Source organism: Viridibacillus sp. KH_047, assembly GCF_057838945.1.
Window position 1 is genome coordinate 2,690,429 of the sequence record NZ_CM174479.1, and the last position, 17,846, is coordinate 2,708,274.

Consider the following 17,846-nt stretch of genomic DNA (forward strand, 5'->3'; position numbering starts at 1 on the left):
ATTACTAAATTTTATTCCCATTAGGGATGAGGTTTCTTTTCAACTCTTTAAAAGATTCTTGAACCATAACTCGATGTGGGATTTTCAATAAGATAGTTGTCTTTTTGTTTAAATAAGGTTTAATGAATGGGTAGATTTCTGTTCCTCTGTTGCAAAAATAAACTTTGCTTGGATCCATTAACAGGCCAAGAGCCTTCCTTCCGATTTCAGTGGCTTCCTGACCTACAACAAAAAGGAGGTCCACCTGTGTTTCGACTACCTTCTCGCCCATTCTGGCATACTGCTCTTCTGCATATTCACTATCCCCCAATTGAGGCATATATCCTAGAAGTGCTATTTTCATTTTAGAGTTTGAGGTTTCCTGAAGAACCTCCAAGGCAGAAGCCATGGATAATGGCGCTGCATTCCATGTATCATCAATAATGGTGCACCCCCCCTCCCCTTCAATGAATTGGAGATGCTCCCTCATTTGTTCAAATGATGCAAGCCGCTCACAGCATTCTTGTACATTCATTCCTGCAGAGACGGCTGTAGCAATCGCAGCAAGCCCATTATAAACATTCGGTTTTCCATAGCCTGGAACAAAGACTGGATAGGATTGACCTTGATGTTCGAGAGTAAACTTCATACCTCCGTTTGAGTAACTAATATCTTTTGCTTTAAAGTCGCAATCTTCAGATAATCCAAAATAAACAACATTCTTAAATGAACTTACATTAAGGACCTTTTTAATGTTTTCGTCATCAGCGTTTAAAATAATGACTCCCGTATTTGGATCTAGGTCATTTATTATTTCAGCTTTTCCTTTCATATAGGCTTCTGGAGTTTTACTATCCGTTAAGTGGTAGACATCTATGTTTAAAAGGATTCTTATTTGGGGTTGAAAATAGCGAATGGTATTTGTTAAATATCCTGGAGAGGCAACTGGCATTTCAAAGACTGCTGCTTCTGTTTCATCATCGATGCCAAGCAAATATTGTAAATTAAGTGATCGCTGGTTATTGCTTAGAAAGGTGGAGTGAACTTTATAGTATTTTCTCAAAATATGTTTTACCATTTGTTTTGTTGTCGTCTTTCCACAAGTACCCGTAATGCCAACCACTGGGATCTTAAAAAGATGGCGGTAAAAGTGGACGAACTTCCAATACGCTTCTTCGATATTTAGCACCTGGATTAAGATAACATCCTCGGGTAAATTTTTTATCAGATCAAGCCTATCTGTAACAATTGCAACAGATATATATTTTTGTACGACTTTATTTTCAAATTTCATATCCTGATATCGATAAAACAGTAGAGATTGGTCTACTATCTTTTTAGGACGATAGACTACATTTTGAATGAGTGGGTTTCCTGATCCCTGAACAATATTTCCTCCTATTTGTTCAACAATATCTTGGAGAAATAAACTTTTCATGTAGTCCCTCCATTCACGTAACGATTATTTTTTCCTTTAGTTCTTTAAATGTGTCTAGGACCATCACCCGATGAGGAATTTTTAGGAGTATAATAGAATCCTGATTTAAGTAAGGACGAAGAATTTGATAGATTTCTATTGGGTTGTTAGAAAAGTACACCTTACTTTGGTCCATTCCCATCTCCAATGCTTTTCTCCCAACTTCCTGTGCTTCCTCTCCTACAACAATAAGTATATCTACTTGAGCTTCCACTGCCTTCTCACCCATCTTGGAGTACTCCTGTTCTGCGAAGATTCCGTCTCCTAACTGAGGCATATATCCCAAAAGAGCAATTTTCCTTTTCGTACCTGCCATTTCTTTCATTACTTTAAGAGCTGAAGCCATCGAAAGTGGAGCTACATTCCAGGTGTCATCAATGATTATAGATCCTCCAAATCCATTTTTTAATTCTAAATGTTCCTTCACTTGTTTAAACGTGGATAATCGATCTACTGCTTCCTTTATATGCACTCCTGCACTACATGTTGCAGCAATTGCGGCAAGAGCATTATAGACATTATGTTCACCGAATGCAGGTACAAATACAGGATAGGTTTGCTTTTGATGATGAAGTGTAAAAAGCATTCCCTTCCAGTCGTAAGTTACATCTGTCGCACGAAAATGACAGCCTTCACTGAAGCCAATCGATTGAATGATATTTGTAAGTTTGCTTTTATCTATTTTTTTTATATTCTCATCATCCGCATTTAAGATGAGACAGCCATTTATCGGATCCAAACCATGAAGAATTTCCGCTTTGGCTTCTAAATATCGTTCTGGAGTTTTACAACCTACCAAATGATACACATCTATATTTAATAACACCCTAATTTGCGGGCGAAAATATTTTAAATAAAAGAGGATATCCCCAGGGGAGTCAACCCCCATTTCGATGACAGATGCACCTGTATTTTCATCTATACCAAGTAGATAGCGGTGATTTCGATGACCTCCGTTAAAGCTTTTATAGGTAGCCAGAACTGGATAGCAGCTTTCAAGTATATGTTTGATCATCTCCTTCGTAGTCGTTTTACCGCAAGTCCCTGTTACTCCAATAATCGGAATATCAAAGAGATCCCGATAATAATCAATGAATTTCCAGTAGGTATCTTCTATGTCTTCCACTTTTATGACAATAACTTCATCTCCGAGCATAGAAAAATCCTTTGGTTTTTCTGTTACAACTACAACGGGCGAGTACTTTTTAAAGAGTTTTGAATTTATAATTGATTTTGTATATAAATCAATCATTAGTGTATTATGACTGATTTTGGAAGGCTTTGTTACAACATCTTTTATTAGAGGATTGCCCTCTCCTTGTATCCATGTTCCACCAATTTGAGAAATAATCTCATTTAGATAAAGAGCTTTCATTTCTCGCTCCCTTCTTCCCAGCGAATTTCTAGTCTTGTTCGCTTCTTATCTAAAGGAATCATTTTGTATAGGCTATTCCTGTTAATTAGCTATTATTCTAAGAAGTGGATTATTTTATATGCACCTGAAAAACCTAATTTATGACACAATAGATAAAAGGTCTTGTTCTCTTTTTGCTATATAAGAAAATATAACTTTTGAACTTAGATAGCGTTCTAGCTCCAGGTGCCATCGACTTGAGGTCATAAGTCAATCTGTCAAGAAGGCTAAATAACAACCTTTATGCAGGCTCGTCTTATGCTTTTCTAAGAATGTAGAAAATATAAAGCTATTTCTTTTTAAATTCTACAATTCATTTTTTGAAGGTGATCCGAAATGAGTATAGATTTTGAAACGACAAATCAGAATAAGAGAAGCGTTTGTTCCATAGGTTTGATAAAAGTTCCAGGTGGAAAAAAGGTAGATGAGTTTTACTCTCTCATAAACCCAGAAGATTATTTTGACACTTTTAACATTCTAATATATGGTATATCAGTGGATATGGTGCAGCATGTTCCAACCTGTTCAAAAATAAAAGACAATATGTTCGACTTTATTGATGGATTACCTGTTGTGGCTAATAACGCTCCATTTGATACAGGCGTTATAAGAGATGCCAACAATAAATACGGGTTAGATCTTTGAAATGAATTATTTTTGTTCGAATACAAAAGAAGTAGGTCAATAAAAGAAGTTAAATTTAGATGGATTTTCTTCAACAAACAGGCGCTTTTTTAGAGTTTCGCATCTATGTGTTCATCGCAAAGACCAGCTACTATCATAACAAGCTAGTAGCTGTTCTTTTGTCACCTATCAAAAAAATGAAAACTACAACACTTATGGCCAATTCCTAATCTGCTCGTTTGATTATGGACTCACACCTCGAAAAATTAATTTTTTTAAGATTGTTTATTGCTGCTCTTTCGATTGCAAGTCTGAAGCACCCTACCCTCTTGGCGGTAATCTGCTTGATTTCCTGCGGATTTGAGTACATACCATCCTATACAAGATAGTCACCGGAAACACGGATACTGCCGCCATTGATAATTGAACATGCAGCTAAAAGGATCTTCGATTGAAGATTCTTTTTTCAATGCCGATCATGCTTCATTACGTTAACGATCCCCATATGTTGCGATTTTTTTGAAAACACCCGATAGCTGATTGAGATTATTAACGAAAACAAATAACGATGAAATTTACTGTCCTGAAAAATCCGATCCAAAGGAATCATTTACAACACACTATGTAAAGGTTCCCAAAGGTTTGAAAACTGAACCTGCCATTTTAGATCAAGGAGATGTATTATTTTTTAATGGAAATTTAATTCATGGTTCCTATCGTAATAAAACGAAAGATCGATTTCGAAAATCGTTCATTTATCATTATGCAAGTGAGTCAACTACAAAGATTGGAAGTTTTTACAGCCCTCTATAAAGAGAAAATGGAACCAAGGTAGAGCCTGAAACAAATCAAGATTCTGGCCCATGTGGAAATGTGTTTGATGTAGAATACCCACATTAATTATTTACTCAACTTTCGTAGAGTGGAATGAAAGGAGTCTGCCCCCAGTCTATTAAAGCGTTCAAAATCGCCGAGGGTTAGGCACCCGTTTAAAAGAAATAGTGTACACTGGTTCATACAATACGCCTATACAGATTTTCTCTACGGGGTCTCGACAAAGTGTCGAGTTTGAGAATGGTAAACAAAAAAGTAGCGAGAGAACATTTGGAATGGAAAATGAACCTTATTCCTCCAAGAAGAATCCCAAAAAAGGCGTATGATGGTGGCATATTAGCTAGGGATTCCGTTTGAAGTTAAATAAGACTGGCCAACACGCTTTCAAACGCTATAGTATTTTTCTAGAACTAAAAAAACAAAGCATGATAAGATTCTCCATACTATTCAAATTCTTTGCAAATTCACACGAACTATTTGTAATGTTCCTCTGGTTTTTTCATTTTCAGAATAATCTTCTTGTTTCCATTTAGCACAGTACCAGCTTTAACACTTTGTTTTTGTACATAGCCTTCACCGTTAATTTCTATATTAGCACCAGCCATTGTTTGATACGTTAAAACTTTGCGGAGTGACCAATCTGTAAAATCAGGTACTACTGAATCCCCCTCTGTCTTCAAAAATACAAAACCACCAGATAAAACTGCTGTTTTTTCTGCAGGATATTGATCCGTAATTTTATCACCATTTCCTATAACAACCGTTTCTATGCCCTTTTCTTCAAATTCTTTTTCAACATCCTCAACAAGTTGGCCTTTTAAATTTTCCATCGTTTGAGATTTCATTTTCTTATTTTTTTGAGGCTTAATATTTAAGTACTTTAAACTACTTTCCATTACTGTATTAAATACTTTAGATGTTGGCTCAGAGCCTACTTCTGCTAGGCCAAGTTTCGGTTTTCCCACAGCAATATACATCACTAACTGAGGATTATCTGCAGGAGCCATACCTAAAAATGAATACAGAAAATAATTTTTTCCTCGTTCATCGTATTTGCCCGTTGATGGGTCTGGCATTTGCGCAGTACCTGTTTTACCAGATACTTTATATTCCTGACTTGCAAAATCTTTTGCGGTTCCATGTTCAGAAGTAATAGTAGTAGTCAAAATCTCTCTAACTTCTTTTGACGTTGTCTTAGAAACTGGTTTACCTATAATAGCCGGCTTGTTTTCTTTTATTATTTCATTCGTATTTGGATTCACAATTTTCTCAATTACATACGGTTGCATCATTTTGCCATCGTTCGCAATAGCTGAAACAGCTTGTATTAATTGTATAGGCGTAACAGTTGAACCTTGTCCATAAGTTGTTGTTACACGGTTAATAGGGTACTTATCTAAGATTTTGCCTGTAGCTTCATTTGGTAAATCTATTCCTGTTTTTTCACCAAACCCAAATTTATTTACATAAGATATGAATTTATCATCACCTATTAATTTCAAAAGATGAGCCATTCCTACATTGGAGGAGCGCTGAATTCCTTCTAAATAGGTAATCGTTCCCCAACCTTGTCTGTCATTATGATCTCCAATTGGTACATTTCCTACCATATATTGACCAGACTGAAACGTAGCGTTCGGAACCCATTTTCCTTCTTCGATTGCAGCTGCTAATGTAAATGTTTTCATTGTTGAACCTGGTTCAATCGTCAATTCTGTTAACTGATTTAACCAGCTATTTTCAAGTCCAGTACCGTCTTGTGGATTGTATGTAGGTCTTTGCGAAACAGCAAGTATTTCTCCCGTTTTCGGATCGGCAACGACTGCTACCATTGATTCAGGATTATATTCCTTGTATACTCTAGACATCGAATCTTCTAAAAAGTTTTGAATGGTTTTATCTATCGTTAGATATACATCCGCACCATCTTTTGCAGGTTCTACCATCTTATCGCTTTTAGGTAGCAAATACCCCCATATATCACTCTTATATTGAACCCTTCCATCAGTACCGGATAATTCTTTGTTATAGATGGATTCTAGTCCCATTTTACCTTCAGTTTTAGTTTGTCCATCTTGCTGAGTATCCCTCTGTGCTAAGCCGATTAAATTTGATGCAAAGATACCATTTGGATAAAACCGCTTTGTTTCTTCCATGAAAATGATACCTGGTAGCTTTTCACTACTAATTTTCTCCATTACGCCATGGCTAATATTACGACCTGCCGCACCGAATTCTACTTGACGGATTTCATTACCTTGTGCATTCTTCGCTTTTGTATTTAATTTATCAAATATATCTTTTTCGCTAATAGAAAGATATTTCGCTAAAATTTTGGCAGTTTTCTCTTTATCTGCGACGTGCATAATAGTTTTAGTTCCTTCAGATACTTTAGGACTAATTACTGCTACTAAGCGATAGTTAATTGTATCTTCTGCAATAACTTGCCCTTGCCGATCTAGAATGTTACCTCTATTAGCTGTAATTACTTTTGATTTTTCATATTTTGCTGCCGCTTTTGCCGCCAAAGCTTGCCCCTCTACTTGTCCTGAAGCTTGGATAAAAAATATACGGAAAAACATAGCAAAAAAAAGGCCTCCGTAAACGATTAACATTAGAAAGGCTCCCCATTGAAATCGAAACTTTCTCTTCATTGTTCAGACACTACTTTCACGTTTTTTTCCTTTAGCTTCAAGTTAAATTCCTTCTCTTTTTTCCAAATGCCCCCATATGTAGAGAGTTCACTTACTTCGAAGGTCAATTCCACATTTTGTTTCTTCGTTTCATCAATTTTATGTTTGATATTTTGAATTTTCACAGATTGCGCATTTAAGTTCGTAACCGACAATAATTTACCTACGTTCACAATTGCATGAAGAACCTTTTCTCTCTTAGATAATATTCTTTTTGAAGGTCTAGGTGTTGGCTGCAGGATATTCGTTTGTTGATGCCGATTATGTAATGCCATTTAATCACTCCCCTTTTTCTTTGATTTTTTCAGCTATTCTTAATTTTGATGAGCGGGCTCGATTATTTTCTTAGTTAGAAATAAATTTCACTTCTCTTCTAATCTACTTGTAAACAATAAATGAATCATTAGAAGAGAGGACATCTATTACAGTTGAAGATTCCACCTTGGTTGAAGGCGATTCATATGATGTAAATGCAATAGTACTCTTGCTTCTTTAGAAACACACCTATAGTTTAAGACGACTTCTCTTTTTTCCTATTGTTCTTCTTTTCCACGTAAAGATCCCAAATCTTAAATACCACCCAAAATATAATGACTACTAAAAGTGAATAGTTTCAATATTTATTGGGAAGAAAAGCAATTAGTAGTATTGTAATTATTAAAAATGGTGGCATAAGTATCCAATAACGCTTATTTAGAAAGTGTTTGATTACAGTTCCCCCATTTTCATTTTGGTTATGGGCAGTTCATAAATATATGTTCTTATTAAACAAAACGGCCGTAAGTTAAAGTACTTTTCTTCACTATCTCCACATTGATTTTAACATAAATATCCAATAAAAAATCACCTCTAAAAAAACTAAAGAGGTGATTTTTATCAAACTTAATTATTATCGGTCAATCTTTTCTCATTTATTGGAGTTAGTATAGATGTATGAACACATCGGAGTTAAGTCCTTCTCAAAAAAATTAAGAGAGGACAATTCTGTAATAAAACAAAAACGTTACAACCAAGAATTCAAATAAACAATTGTCGAGATTTTCGCCACGCCCGTCAATTATTTAACTCCTGATAAAGTAAAAAAATTATGTCGAGCAACAGCCTGACTTAACTTTTTTGTTTCCTAGATATTAACTAAGATCCAATCAAAGACTAATAGTTTTACTTATAAGCCGTTTATCTTCAATTATTCTAACGAAATATTAGATTCTACAAAAAAAGCTCTTCCACTTTTTCCAGATGTAATCAATGAATGAGTCTGGAATACATTATCTTTTAGCTGTTTCACACCTTTTAATAACTTTCCACTTGTTATGCCTGTAGCTGAGAAATAACACATATCTGATTTAACAATATCCTCCGTAAATAATATTGTTTTCAAATCAATTATTCCCATCTGCATGCAACGTGCTTTTTCTTTATTATTATTTGGCAACAGTCTTCCCTGTATTTCTCCACCCAAACACTTTATTGCAACGGCTGATATTACACCTTCAGGGGCACCACCTATCCCTACAAAAATATCGATTCCTGATCCATTAATTGCTGGAGAAATTGCACTTATCACATCTACATCTGCAAACAATTCAACCCTTGCACCAATTTGTATTGTATCCTCAATTAGCTCTTTATGCCTTTCGCGATCTTGAATCATTACGGTAATCTCACTTATGTTTTTTTCTAATGCATTAGCCACACTTATTATATTTTCCTTTATAGATGCATTGATATCAATTTTCCCAGCAGCATTATGCCCTACTGAAATTTTCTCCATATACATATCTGGGGCATGCAATATTTTTCCTTCCGGTGCAACTGCAATTACTGAAATTGAGTTTCCTTGGCCAGTTGCTATCGATGTAGTTCCATCTAACGGATCAACTACTATATCTAATTTCGGTCCATTTTTAGTTCCTAATTCTTCCCCTATAAAAAGCATTGGAGCATTATCAAGTTCACCTTCTCCGATAACAACAATTGCATCTATATCTAACGTATTCAAATTTGTTCTCATAGCTTCCGTAGCAGCATCATCTGCATTATTCTTGTCTCCTCTACCAATCCAGGGCTTCACCGCAATTGAAGCGCTTTCAGTAACATTGAGGAAATCAAATAATAAGTCATTCATTTTTATTACCCCCATCAAGTTTAATGTAGGAAATAAGTTTTTAATTACAAAATCTCCAATTCATTAAATTCTATTTCTATCAGAAGGTTATCTCAAAAAACCACATCTAATTAAGAGCTTTGTTTTGAAATACCATTATACTCCCCACTGAAACCTTTTAAAAATAATGCTCCTACCGTAGCTCCAGGATCTTGATGACCAATAGACTTTTCTAAATAGCGTCCCGCTCTACCATGTTTTGATTGCATATTTATCGTAGCCTTCATACCATTTTCAGCTGCCCTTGAAGCATTTAGAATCGCATCTTCTAGTGAGATGCCCTCAGTTATAGCAGTTTCAAACGCTTCTGCTGCAGGACCTATTGAATCTAGAATCGTTTTATCACCAACCTGAGCCTTTCCTCTATCTTTAATCCCATCTACCATTGCATTAAACATTATCGATACATCTCTTAATTCAAGTACTGATTTACCCTGATTTACTTTTCCAGCTCTCATTAAGGCAGTAGCAACTAAAGTTCCCATTGTAGAAGCTGCATTATTTGCCATTTCGATTCCACTTTGCATTAACATAACACCAATGTCATTTTCACTAAAATCTTTTAAATGCTTATTAACTGCACCAAAACCTTTTGACATGGTTAATCCTATATCGCCATCACCTAGAGCTCCGTCTAAGTTACATAGGTATTCTTTATTTTGATTCATAATCTCACTAATATTGTCAAAAATTCTTTTTACATCCTCAATTGATAATTCATTTTTCATAAGTATTATCCCCTTTAGTTTTGTGTAAAGAATGGTGTTCTAAATGGTTTATCTAGTAAACTTTCAAGTTCATCGTCTAATTTTAAAATAGAAATAGATAAACCAACCATCTCTAATGATGTTGCAAATTCTCCAATATATCTTTTATGGATACTAATACCCTTTTCCTCAAGAATATGATGTACTTTTCTATATACAACATATAATTCTTCTAAAGGTGTTGCACCTAGCCCATTAATTAACACCGATACTTTATTTCCTTGAGATATAGGCATATCTTTTAAAATTGAATCAACTAATGTTTGAGCAATACTATCGGCAGATTCTAATTTTCCTCTTTTCACTCCCGGTTCCCCATGAATCCCCATACCAATCTCCATTTCACCATCATTAATATTAAAAATTGGTTTCCCTACTTCAGGTAGAGTACATGGTGATAAAGCTACTCCCATTGTTCTAACTAAACTATTTGCTTTTTCAGCAATTCGCTTAACTTCAGCTAAATTTGCACCTTTTTCGGCCATTGCGGAAGCTAATTTATACATAAAGAACATGCCCGCTACTCCGCGTCTTCCATCTTCTCTTCCTTTTGGCATTGATGCTACATCATCTGTAGCTACTACATTTTCAACTTTTATATTTTCCATATCAGCTAATTCAGTAGCCATATCAAAGTTCATTACATCACCACCGTAGTTACCATATAACGCCAGTACACCCGCTCCACTATCTACTGCGCGAATCACATCCAACATTTGTTGCGAACTTGGAGACTGGAACACATCACCAACAGCCACTCCACCCAACATTCCTTGACCAACATAACCAAGGAACAATGGTAAATGCCCAGAACCTCCACCAGTCACTATACCAACTTTACCTTTTATTGGGGCATCTACTCGTACAAGTGAACGATTATCACTTCTAATACTTCTTAGATAATCGGAGTGGGCAAGTAGTAATCCTTCAAGCATTTCATCAACAATATTTTCCGGCTTATTAATAATCTTTTTCATTGTATGTGTTATCTCATTCATATTAATTCCTCCATTATAAATATTAATTTCTTGAATTCTTATTTCCATATGAGTCAATTAAAGCTGCTAATAAAATTACAATTGCCATCATTAATCCCTGATAATGTGAAGAAATATTCATTAAATTCATTCCGGTGTTAATGACATTTATTAAAAGTACTCCTATCATTGTTCCAAATACAGTACCTCTACCACCCTTTAAACTAGATCCACCAATTACAACCGCTGCAATAGCCATTAATTCTAAACTAGATCCTGCTAAGGGTGTTCCCGACCCTAATCTAGCAGTCATTAAAATACCTGCTACACCTGATAAAAATCCTGCAATTACATACACATATAATTCAATTCTATTAACATTTATTCCTGATAACTCTGCTGATTTTTTATTATTTCCAATTGCATAAACATGTCTTCCGAAAATTGTATATTTCAATATATAATGAGCTAAAATTGCTAGAATAATAGTTATCAATATAATAATAGGTATTCCTAATATCTCAGTTGATCGAATAAATTTGAAAAACACATTATCAAAAACAGATATTGTTTTAGCATCTGTATAAACCATAGCAATTGATCTTGCTCCTGCCATCATAGCTAGCGTTACAATAAATGGAGCCATTCTATACTTTGTAATAAATATTCCATTAATCACTCCACATAATGTACCTATTAAAATAGAAATCACCAGCACTAAAATCATTGGCAGACCATCACTAGCTAATCCCGCTGCAAAAACACTCGTTAACCCTAAAACAGCTCCAACTCCTAAATCAATACCTGAAGTGATAATAACGAAGGTCATACCAATTGCCACTATACCCATGATGGCACTTTGAAGTAAAATATTCGTTAAGTTATTAAAGGATAAAAACTGTTCTGATGAGATAGATAATAATATACAAATTAATAAAAGCGCTAACAAAACTTTATTTTTAAATAAAACACCAAAAATACTTTTCATATTATGAACTGGAGTAGAATACTCTTGCTTATTAAATGAAGACATTTGATCTTTCATAGAAATCTATTACACCCCTTTCGTCGCTAACATCATAATTTTTTCAGCTGTTGCTTCTTCTTTTTCATATTCTCCAGTAATTTTTCCATTAGACATTACCAGCACTCTATCACTTACACCTAAAACCTCGGGCAACTCCGAAGAAATCATAATAATTGATGTTCCCGATTGGGCTAAACTATCCATAATCCGATAAATTTCTTGTTTAGCTTGAATATCAATACCTCTTGTCGGCTCATCCAAGATTAATATATCTGGTTTTGATTCTAACCATTTAGCTATAATAGCTTTTTGTTGGTTTCCACCACTTAGATTCATAAGTGGAGTTTTTGTATTTTGTGCTTTTATGCTCAATTGTGTAATATATTCTTTCGCAATCTCGTGTTCTCGTTTGAATTGAATATTTTTTAATTTACCCACTAAATTTTTCAACACGACTATACTTACATTTTCTGCAACCGAAAATTCTCCAATCATCCCTTGATGTCTTCGATCTTCTGGTACAAAACCAATGCCAGATTTAATTGCATCTCTGGGACTCCTAATTGAAATTTCTTTACCATTAATTAACATTTTACCAAAATCTTTTTTTCGGATTCCAAAAATACCTTCCATTAGTTCTGTTCTACCTGCCCCCATTAAACCTGAAAACCCTAGAATTTCACCTTTATATAATTTAAATGATGCATTTTCAATTAATCCTTTTATCGAAAAGCTATCAATCTCCAATACAATGTCTGTTTTCTTCCCAATATTAGCTTTTTCAGGATATATACTTGTCATTTCTCTTCCAACAAGCATCTTAATTATTTCATTCTCTGTTAACTCTTTTACATTTCCTTCGCCCGCATTTTTGCCATCACGCAGTATGACTGCACGATCACAAATTTCATAAATTTCTTCCATACGATGCGATATATATATAATTGCAATTCCTTTTTTCTTAAGAGCTTTAATAATCTCAAACAACTTTTTAGATTCTTGTTCAGTAATTGCCGAAGTAGGCTCATCCATAATAATAATCTTTGAATTAAATGATAGTGCTTTAGCTATTTCAACTAATTGTTGGCTAGCGACAGTCATTTCTCCTACCAATTTTTTTGGATTAATATTAAAGCCTAATTCTTTTAGCAATTCCTCAGTTTTCATATATAACTTCTTTCTGTCTAAAATAACTCCTTTTCTTGGAAGCGATTGAATAAAAATATTTTCAGCTACAGATAAATATGGGAGTAAATTTAATTCTTGATGAATAATATTAATACCCAAATTTTGAGATTCACTAGTACTATTAATAACTACTTTATTACCATCAAAAAAAATATCACCGCTATCCGGAGTATAGATTCCACTTAAAATTTTCATAAGTGTAGATTTACCAGCACCATTTTCACCCAACAAACCTATAACTTCACCTTTCCTAATTTTCAAATTAACTGAATCTAATACTTTAATACCAGGGAATTCTATACAAATATTTTCCATGGATAATAGTGTTTCATCAAACATATACTCCCCCCCTTTAAGAATAAGGGGAGCTTGAACTCCCCATCAAAAATCACTTTAGTTCCTTGGCCCATAATTTTTCTTTAGATACGTTATCTTTAGTTACTAAGAAATTTTTTGTGAATGTATGCTTCTCTACATCTTTTTCATCAAGATGTTCTTTTGCATATTTTACTGCCATTTCTCCCATTTCAATTGGCACTTGTGAAATGGTAGCATCAATTGTCCCATTTTCTATTCCCTGAATTGCCTGACGGTTACCATCGATGCCAATAACAAAAATATGCTTTGGATCATTAGCATCTTTAAATCTTCCTGCTTGTTCTATTGCATTCGCAGCTCCAACAGCATTGTCATCATTATGACCAAATACAGCATCAATCGAACTATTAGCTTGTAAAATATTCGTCATTACATTCAATGCTTTTTCCTGATTGAAATCGGCAGGTTGTCGCGCAATGATTTTAATATCTGGATACTTTTCTTTCATTTGTTTATTAAAACCTTCACCACGATCACGTGCGGCAGTTGAACCTTGTAAGCCCTGTAATTCAACAACATTTCCTTTATAATCTCCATAGCGTTCTTTAAGCTTTTCCGCTATGTAATCCGCAGATTTTCTACCCATTTCAACATTATCTGTTTCTAAAAATGCTAATAAATCACCTGAAGTTGCACCACGATCAATTGCGATTACAGGAATATTTGCAGCGTTAGCCGCTTCTACAGCTGGTACTATAGCTTCAGCATCTTGCGGATTAACCAAAATAGCACTTACCCCTTGTTGTATCAAGTCTTCAATATCCGCAATCTGTTTAGCACTGTCGTTATTTGCATTTAAATTAACTAACTCAAAGCCTTGTTCTTTTGCCCCCTGTTCAACTCCTTGTGTTAATGCCACAAAGAAATCAATATCTTGAGTGGAATTAGATAAACCTATCTTTATTTCCCCACCTTTTTCACCATCACTAGAGCTCGACCCCCCATCTTTTGAAGTACAAGCAGTTAAAACAAGCACTGTTAATAATGACATTAATAATAAAACCTTTTTCATATAAATCCCCCTTTTTATTAATAAAAAACTATTAATGACCACTTATTAATGACCACCTCCCTTAACTAAATCTTCATTATTCAAAACTGAAATCAATATATAAATCTTTCTCTAACTTATTAGGACTTCCATTTATAGAGTTTAATAGAATTCCAATTGCTTCCTTAGCTATTTCATTAGGACGTTCTTTCGCAATTTTTATATCAACTTCTAATATTCCATAAAGGTCTATTTGTCCGATTCCAACAATCTCAATAAAACCGTTGATCATCAGATTATGTTTTTTCATACTTTTTAGCACAAATGTTGTAATTAATGCATTTGTTGTTACTAATACCGTTTTCTCTTTTAAACCTTTAAAAATATCAATTATTTCCTCATCCTCAATTACTTCTAACCCTACTGAATTCACCTCAACAATTAGTTGTTTATTTATATCCAATTTGAAAAATTCGATTGCTTTATAAAAGCCATCTACTCTTAATATTTCTGCAGAATCTTCAAAACTACTATGTAAGCATATGAACTTTTCTCTACTGGCGTTTATCGGTTGTTCAATTAACTTCCTTATCACATCTTTATTTTCATGTTGAATAGTTACATATTCAGTATTTTCAATTTGTTTTTCTAGTAAAACCATAGGTATATTTGAAGATATTTCATAGTTAACTAATTTTTCAGTCGTAGGCATAAATAAAATTCCATCTACTCGGTTTTCAATTAGCCACTGTAATAACTCTAAAGTTTTGGTATCTTCTCCACTCGATGAACAATACATAATTTTATAGCCCTGAGAACTTGCTAACTCTTCAATTGCATTTAGTAATTGCATTATATAAATACTTTTAATTGACGGTAGCACGACACCAATAACATTAGTTTTTGAATTTTTCAGACTTCTAGCTATAGCATTAGGCTTATAATTCAGCAAAGATATGGCTAATAATACTCTTTCTCTTATTTTTGCACTAACATATCCCGACCTATTAATCACTTTGGAGACAGTTCCTACGGAAACTCCAGCAGCTTTAGCCACGTCTTTTATTGTTGCATTTATTTGTATCACCTCTGAATGAAACGTTTCATTTTCAAATTAAAAATTTTCAACAAAAATAAATACTATCTAATTTCATTAATATTAGTTTTTGTCACCTGAAGTTTTAATTAATTTTTATATTGTTGTATTTATTTATACCTCCTTTAAATGAAACGTTTCATTTTGCATTAAAAAATTTTTTAGAGATAAATTTGAAGCGCTTTCATTTAATGTTAATTGATTATTCCGATAATTCAAAATATACTATACACCCTTAGTAATTACAACAAATTTATTTATAATTTTATTTTCCATTTATACTTTTAACTTGTACTATTCTTTACTAACTTCATCAATACTTCGTATATGAATATGGTCCCTACTGTTTTTCAATTAGGTTTGGGAGCCCTCTTTCATTCAATTGATAAACCGTAAAAAAACGTAAATAGATCAGACAGCTAAATTGTCTCTTCTACCTACGTACTATGTTTTATATTTGTCGTAAAATTCTTCGATTATTGAGCAGTATAACCACCATCAACTAATAATGTCGTACCAGTTACAAATGAAGAATCTTCACTAGCTAAGAATAGTACCGCTTTTGCTACTTCTTCTGGTGTGCCAAGGCGGCCCATTGGATGTAGAGCGATTAGATGTTGGTTAGTTGCTTCGTTACGTCCTTTAATAAGTGGTGTATCGATGTAACCTGGGCATACTGCATTTACGCGAATACCTTCTTTAGCGTAATCTAGGCTAAGAGATTGAGTTAACAGTTTAACGCCACCTTTTGCTGATGCATAAGCTGTTACGCCCGCTTTACCCGCATGGCTATGAATCGATCCACAGTTAACGATTACGCCTCGATTTTCTTGTTTTAGCATTTGTTCTATCGCAAATTTATCACTTAAGAAAACACCTGATAAGTTGATGTCGATTGTTTTTTGCCATTTTTCTACTGATAATTCGTGAATCGGTCCATCTTGAGCAATACCTGCATTTGCATACATGACATCTAATGAGCCAAAAGTTTCAACCGTTTTAGCTACCATGTTTTTTACGTCCTCTTCACTTGTCACATCTGTTTTTACAAATAAAGCTTCAAAACCTTGTGCTTTTAAATCAGCAACTACTTCTTCGCCACGTTCAGAGAAATCGGCAATGACTACTTTTGCTCCTTCTTGTGCAAATAAACGGACAGTTGCTTCACCAATACCACTTGCTCCACCAGTCACTACTGCTACTTTATTTTCTAATTTCACCGTTTTTACCCTCTTCCTCAATTTGTATTTATGTAATATGGAATAATTGTAACACTCATATTGTTTTAGTAAAATTTAATTATATTTAATCTATCTTTAATATTTCTTAAGGATGTGTGGAATTTGAAATTAGAGCAATTGGAATACATAGTGGAAATTGCAAACTGTGGTTCTTTAACAAAGGCTTCAGAAAAACTACATGTGACGCTTTCTGCCGTTAGTCAGTCTCTATCTTCATTAGAGAATGAGCTACAAATCACTATTTTCCACCGTTCTCGCCAAGGTACTGTCCCGACTGAGGAAGGAAAGAAGATACTAGAAAAAGCGAACCAAATTATTCAACTTATGAAAGAAATGAAATCAGAAGTGGAAAATCTACAAAATGAGCTTACAGGACAATTGCGAATAGCGACAATCCCCAGCCCTATGCACCTATTTGTAAGTGCTGTTTCTGATTTTAAGAAGGTGTATCCAAGAGTAGATATAGATATCTTCGAAGGTGGTTCAAAGGATATTCTCTCAGATTTGCTACAGGATCGGATTGATATTGGTGTCCTGATTTTGTATGAAAAAGTACTCGATAAACTAAATGGTCTAACCATTGAAAAGCTTCGTGATTGTAAAATGGTCGTAGGTGTTTCTTCTGATTCGCCATTAGCAATGCAAAACAGCATCACCCCTGAACAACTGCTTCAATATCCACTCGTTGTTTATCGCGATGATTTTATCTTATGGTATTTAAACAACATCATTGCTCGTTATGGTAAACCTGATGTTCTCTTTAATACGAATAATACCGTTGCAATTCATAATGCTGTTAGAGATGGTGCACTAACTTTTGGCCTAGATTACTCTTTTCAAGATCATGGTGGAATGAACGATTCTTCTATGGCGACAATTGAGTTGGATATTGCAAACTTTTCCTTCATTCAATTAGGTATTGTTCATATGAAGAATCGTTATATGTCTCCAGCAGTAAGTAAATTTATAAAATTACTCCAAGAAAAGATATGA

15 protein-coding genes are annotated in these 17,846 nt (G+C 34.2%); 3 read left to right on the forward strand and 12 right to left on the reverse strand.

Annotation, left to right across the window (positions count from 1 at the left end):
• Positions 1-4: 4 nt before the first annotated feature.
• On the reverse strand, positions 5-1,417 hold the full coding sequence (locus AC3IS5_RS13320) for a Mur ligase family protein (protein WP_489424853.1): 1,413 nt from the start codon (positions 1,415-1,417) through the stop codon (positions 5-7).
• Between the two features lie 13 nt (positions 1,418-1,430).
• Positions 1,431-2,831 carry a UDP-N-acetylmuramoyl-tripeptide--D-alanyl-D-alanine ligase gene (locus AC3IS5_RS13325; RefSeq protein WP_489424854.1) on the reverse strand — a complete coding sequence of 467 codons (1,401 nt, stop codon included), beginning with the start codon at positions 2,829-2,831 and terminating at the stop codon, positions 1,431-1,433.
• Between the two features lie 375 nt (positions 2,832-3,206).
• On the opposite strand from AC3IS5_RS13325, the gene AC3IS5_RS13330 reads away from it, so the two are divergent.
• Both AC3IS5_RS13330 and AC3IS5_RS13335 read left to right on the forward strand, forming a co-directional pair.
• The gene (locus AC3IS5_RS13330) at positions 3,207-3,515 is read left to right on the forward strand and encodes an exonuclease domain-containing protein (protein WP_489424855.1); all 309 of its coding nucleotides are present in this window, start codon (positions 3,207-3,209) and stop codon (positions 3,513-3,515) included.
• A gap of 621 nt (positions 3,516-4,136) precedes the next feature.
• On the forward strand, positions 4,137-4,307 hold the full coding sequence (locus tag AC3IS5_RS13335) for a phytanoyl-CoA dioxygenase family protein (RefSeq protein WP_489424856.1): 171 nt from the start codon (positions 4,137-4,139) through the stop codon (positions 4,305-4,307).
• Positions 4,308-4,801: 494 nt separating this feature from the next.
• On the opposite strand, the gene AC3IS5_RS13340 is transcribed toward AC3IS5_RS13335, so the two are convergent.
• The 10 genes from AC3IS5_RS13340 to AC3IS5_RS13385 all read right to left on the reverse strand — a co-directional run bounded on the left by AC3IS5_RS13340 (position 4,802) and on the right by AC3IS5_RS13385 (position 16,832).
• The gene (locus tag AC3IS5_RS13340) at positions 4,802-6,943 is read right to left on the reverse strand and encodes a penicillin-binding protein (protein WP_489424857.1); all 2,142 of its coding nucleotides are present in this window, start codon (positions 6,941-6,943) and stop codon (positions 4,802-4,804) included.
• A 35-nt stretch (positions 6,944-6,978) separates the two neighbouring features.
• Positions 6,979-7,296, reverse strand: coding sequence for a cell division protein FtsL (locus AC3IS5_RS13345; protein ID WP_489424858.1), 318 nt, complete (start codon positions 7,294-7,296; stop codon positions 6,979-6,981).
• Positions 7,297-8,207: 911 nt separating this feature from the next.
• Positions 8,208-9,149 (reverse strand): class II fructose-bisphosphatase, encoded by a 942-nt coding sequence (gene glpX / locus AC3IS5_RS13350; protein ID WP_489424859.1) that lies wholly within the window; start codon positions 9,147-9,149, stop codon positions 8,208-8,210.
• 110 nt (positions 9,150-9,259) lie between these two features.
• Positions 9,260-9,916, reverse strand: a complete 657-nt coding sequence (gene dhaL / locus AC3IS5_RS13355; protein ID WP_489424860.1) for a dihydroxyacetone kinase subunit DhaL — start codon at positions 9,914-9,916, stop codon at positions 9,260-9,262.
• Between the two features lie 14 nt (positions 9,917-9,930).
• Positions 9,931-10,932: a dihydroxyacetone kinase subunit DhaK gene (dhaK, locus tag AC3IS5_RS13360; protein ID WP_489427889.1), complete on the reverse strand. Its 1,002-nt coding sequence runs from the start codon at positions 10,930-10,932 to the stop codon at positions 9,931-9,933.
• A 43-nt stretch (positions 10,933-10,975) separates the two neighbouring features.
• On the reverse strand, positions 10,976-11,977 hold the full coding sequence (locus AC3IS5_RS13365; protein WP_489424861.1) for an ABC transporter permease: 1,002 nt from the start codon (positions 11,975-11,977) through the stop codon (positions 10,976-10,978).
• A gap of 9 nt (positions 11,978-11,986) precedes the next feature.
• Entirely contained in the window at positions 11,987-13,486 is a 1,500-nt protein-coding gene (locus AC3IS5_RS13370; protein ID WP_489424862.1) for a sugar ABC transporter ATP-binding protein, read from the reverse strand.
• Positions 13,487-13,535: 49 nt separating this feature from the next.
• On the reverse strand, positions 13,536-14,537 hold the full coding sequence (locus tag AC3IS5_RS13375; RefSeq protein WP_489424863.1) for a substrate-binding domain-containing protein: 1,002 nt from the start codon (positions 14,535-14,537) through the stop codon (positions 13,536-13,538).
• 76 nt (positions 14,538-14,613) lie between these two features.
• Entirely contained in the window at positions 14,614-15,603 is a 990-nt protein-coding gene (locus tag AC3IS5_RS13380) for a LacI family DNA-binding transcriptional regulator (protein WP_489424864.1), read from the reverse strand.
• Positions 15,604-16,088: 485 nt separating this feature from the next.
• A complete protein-coding gene (locus tag AC3IS5_RS13385) occupies positions 16,089-16,832 on the reverse strand; it encodes an SDR family NAD(P)-dependent oxidoreductase (RefSeq protein ID WP_489424865.1) in 744 nt (247 codons plus the stop codon).
• Between the two features lie 123 nt (positions 16,833-16,955).
• Between AC3IS5_RS13385 and AC3IS5_RS13390 the strand changes: the two genes are divergently transcribed.
• The gene (locus AC3IS5_RS13390) at positions 16,956-17,846 is read left to right on the forward strand and encodes a LysR family transcriptional regulator (protein ID WP_489424866.1); all 891 of its coding nucleotides are present in this window, start codon (positions 16,956-16,958) and stop codon (positions 17,844-17,846) included.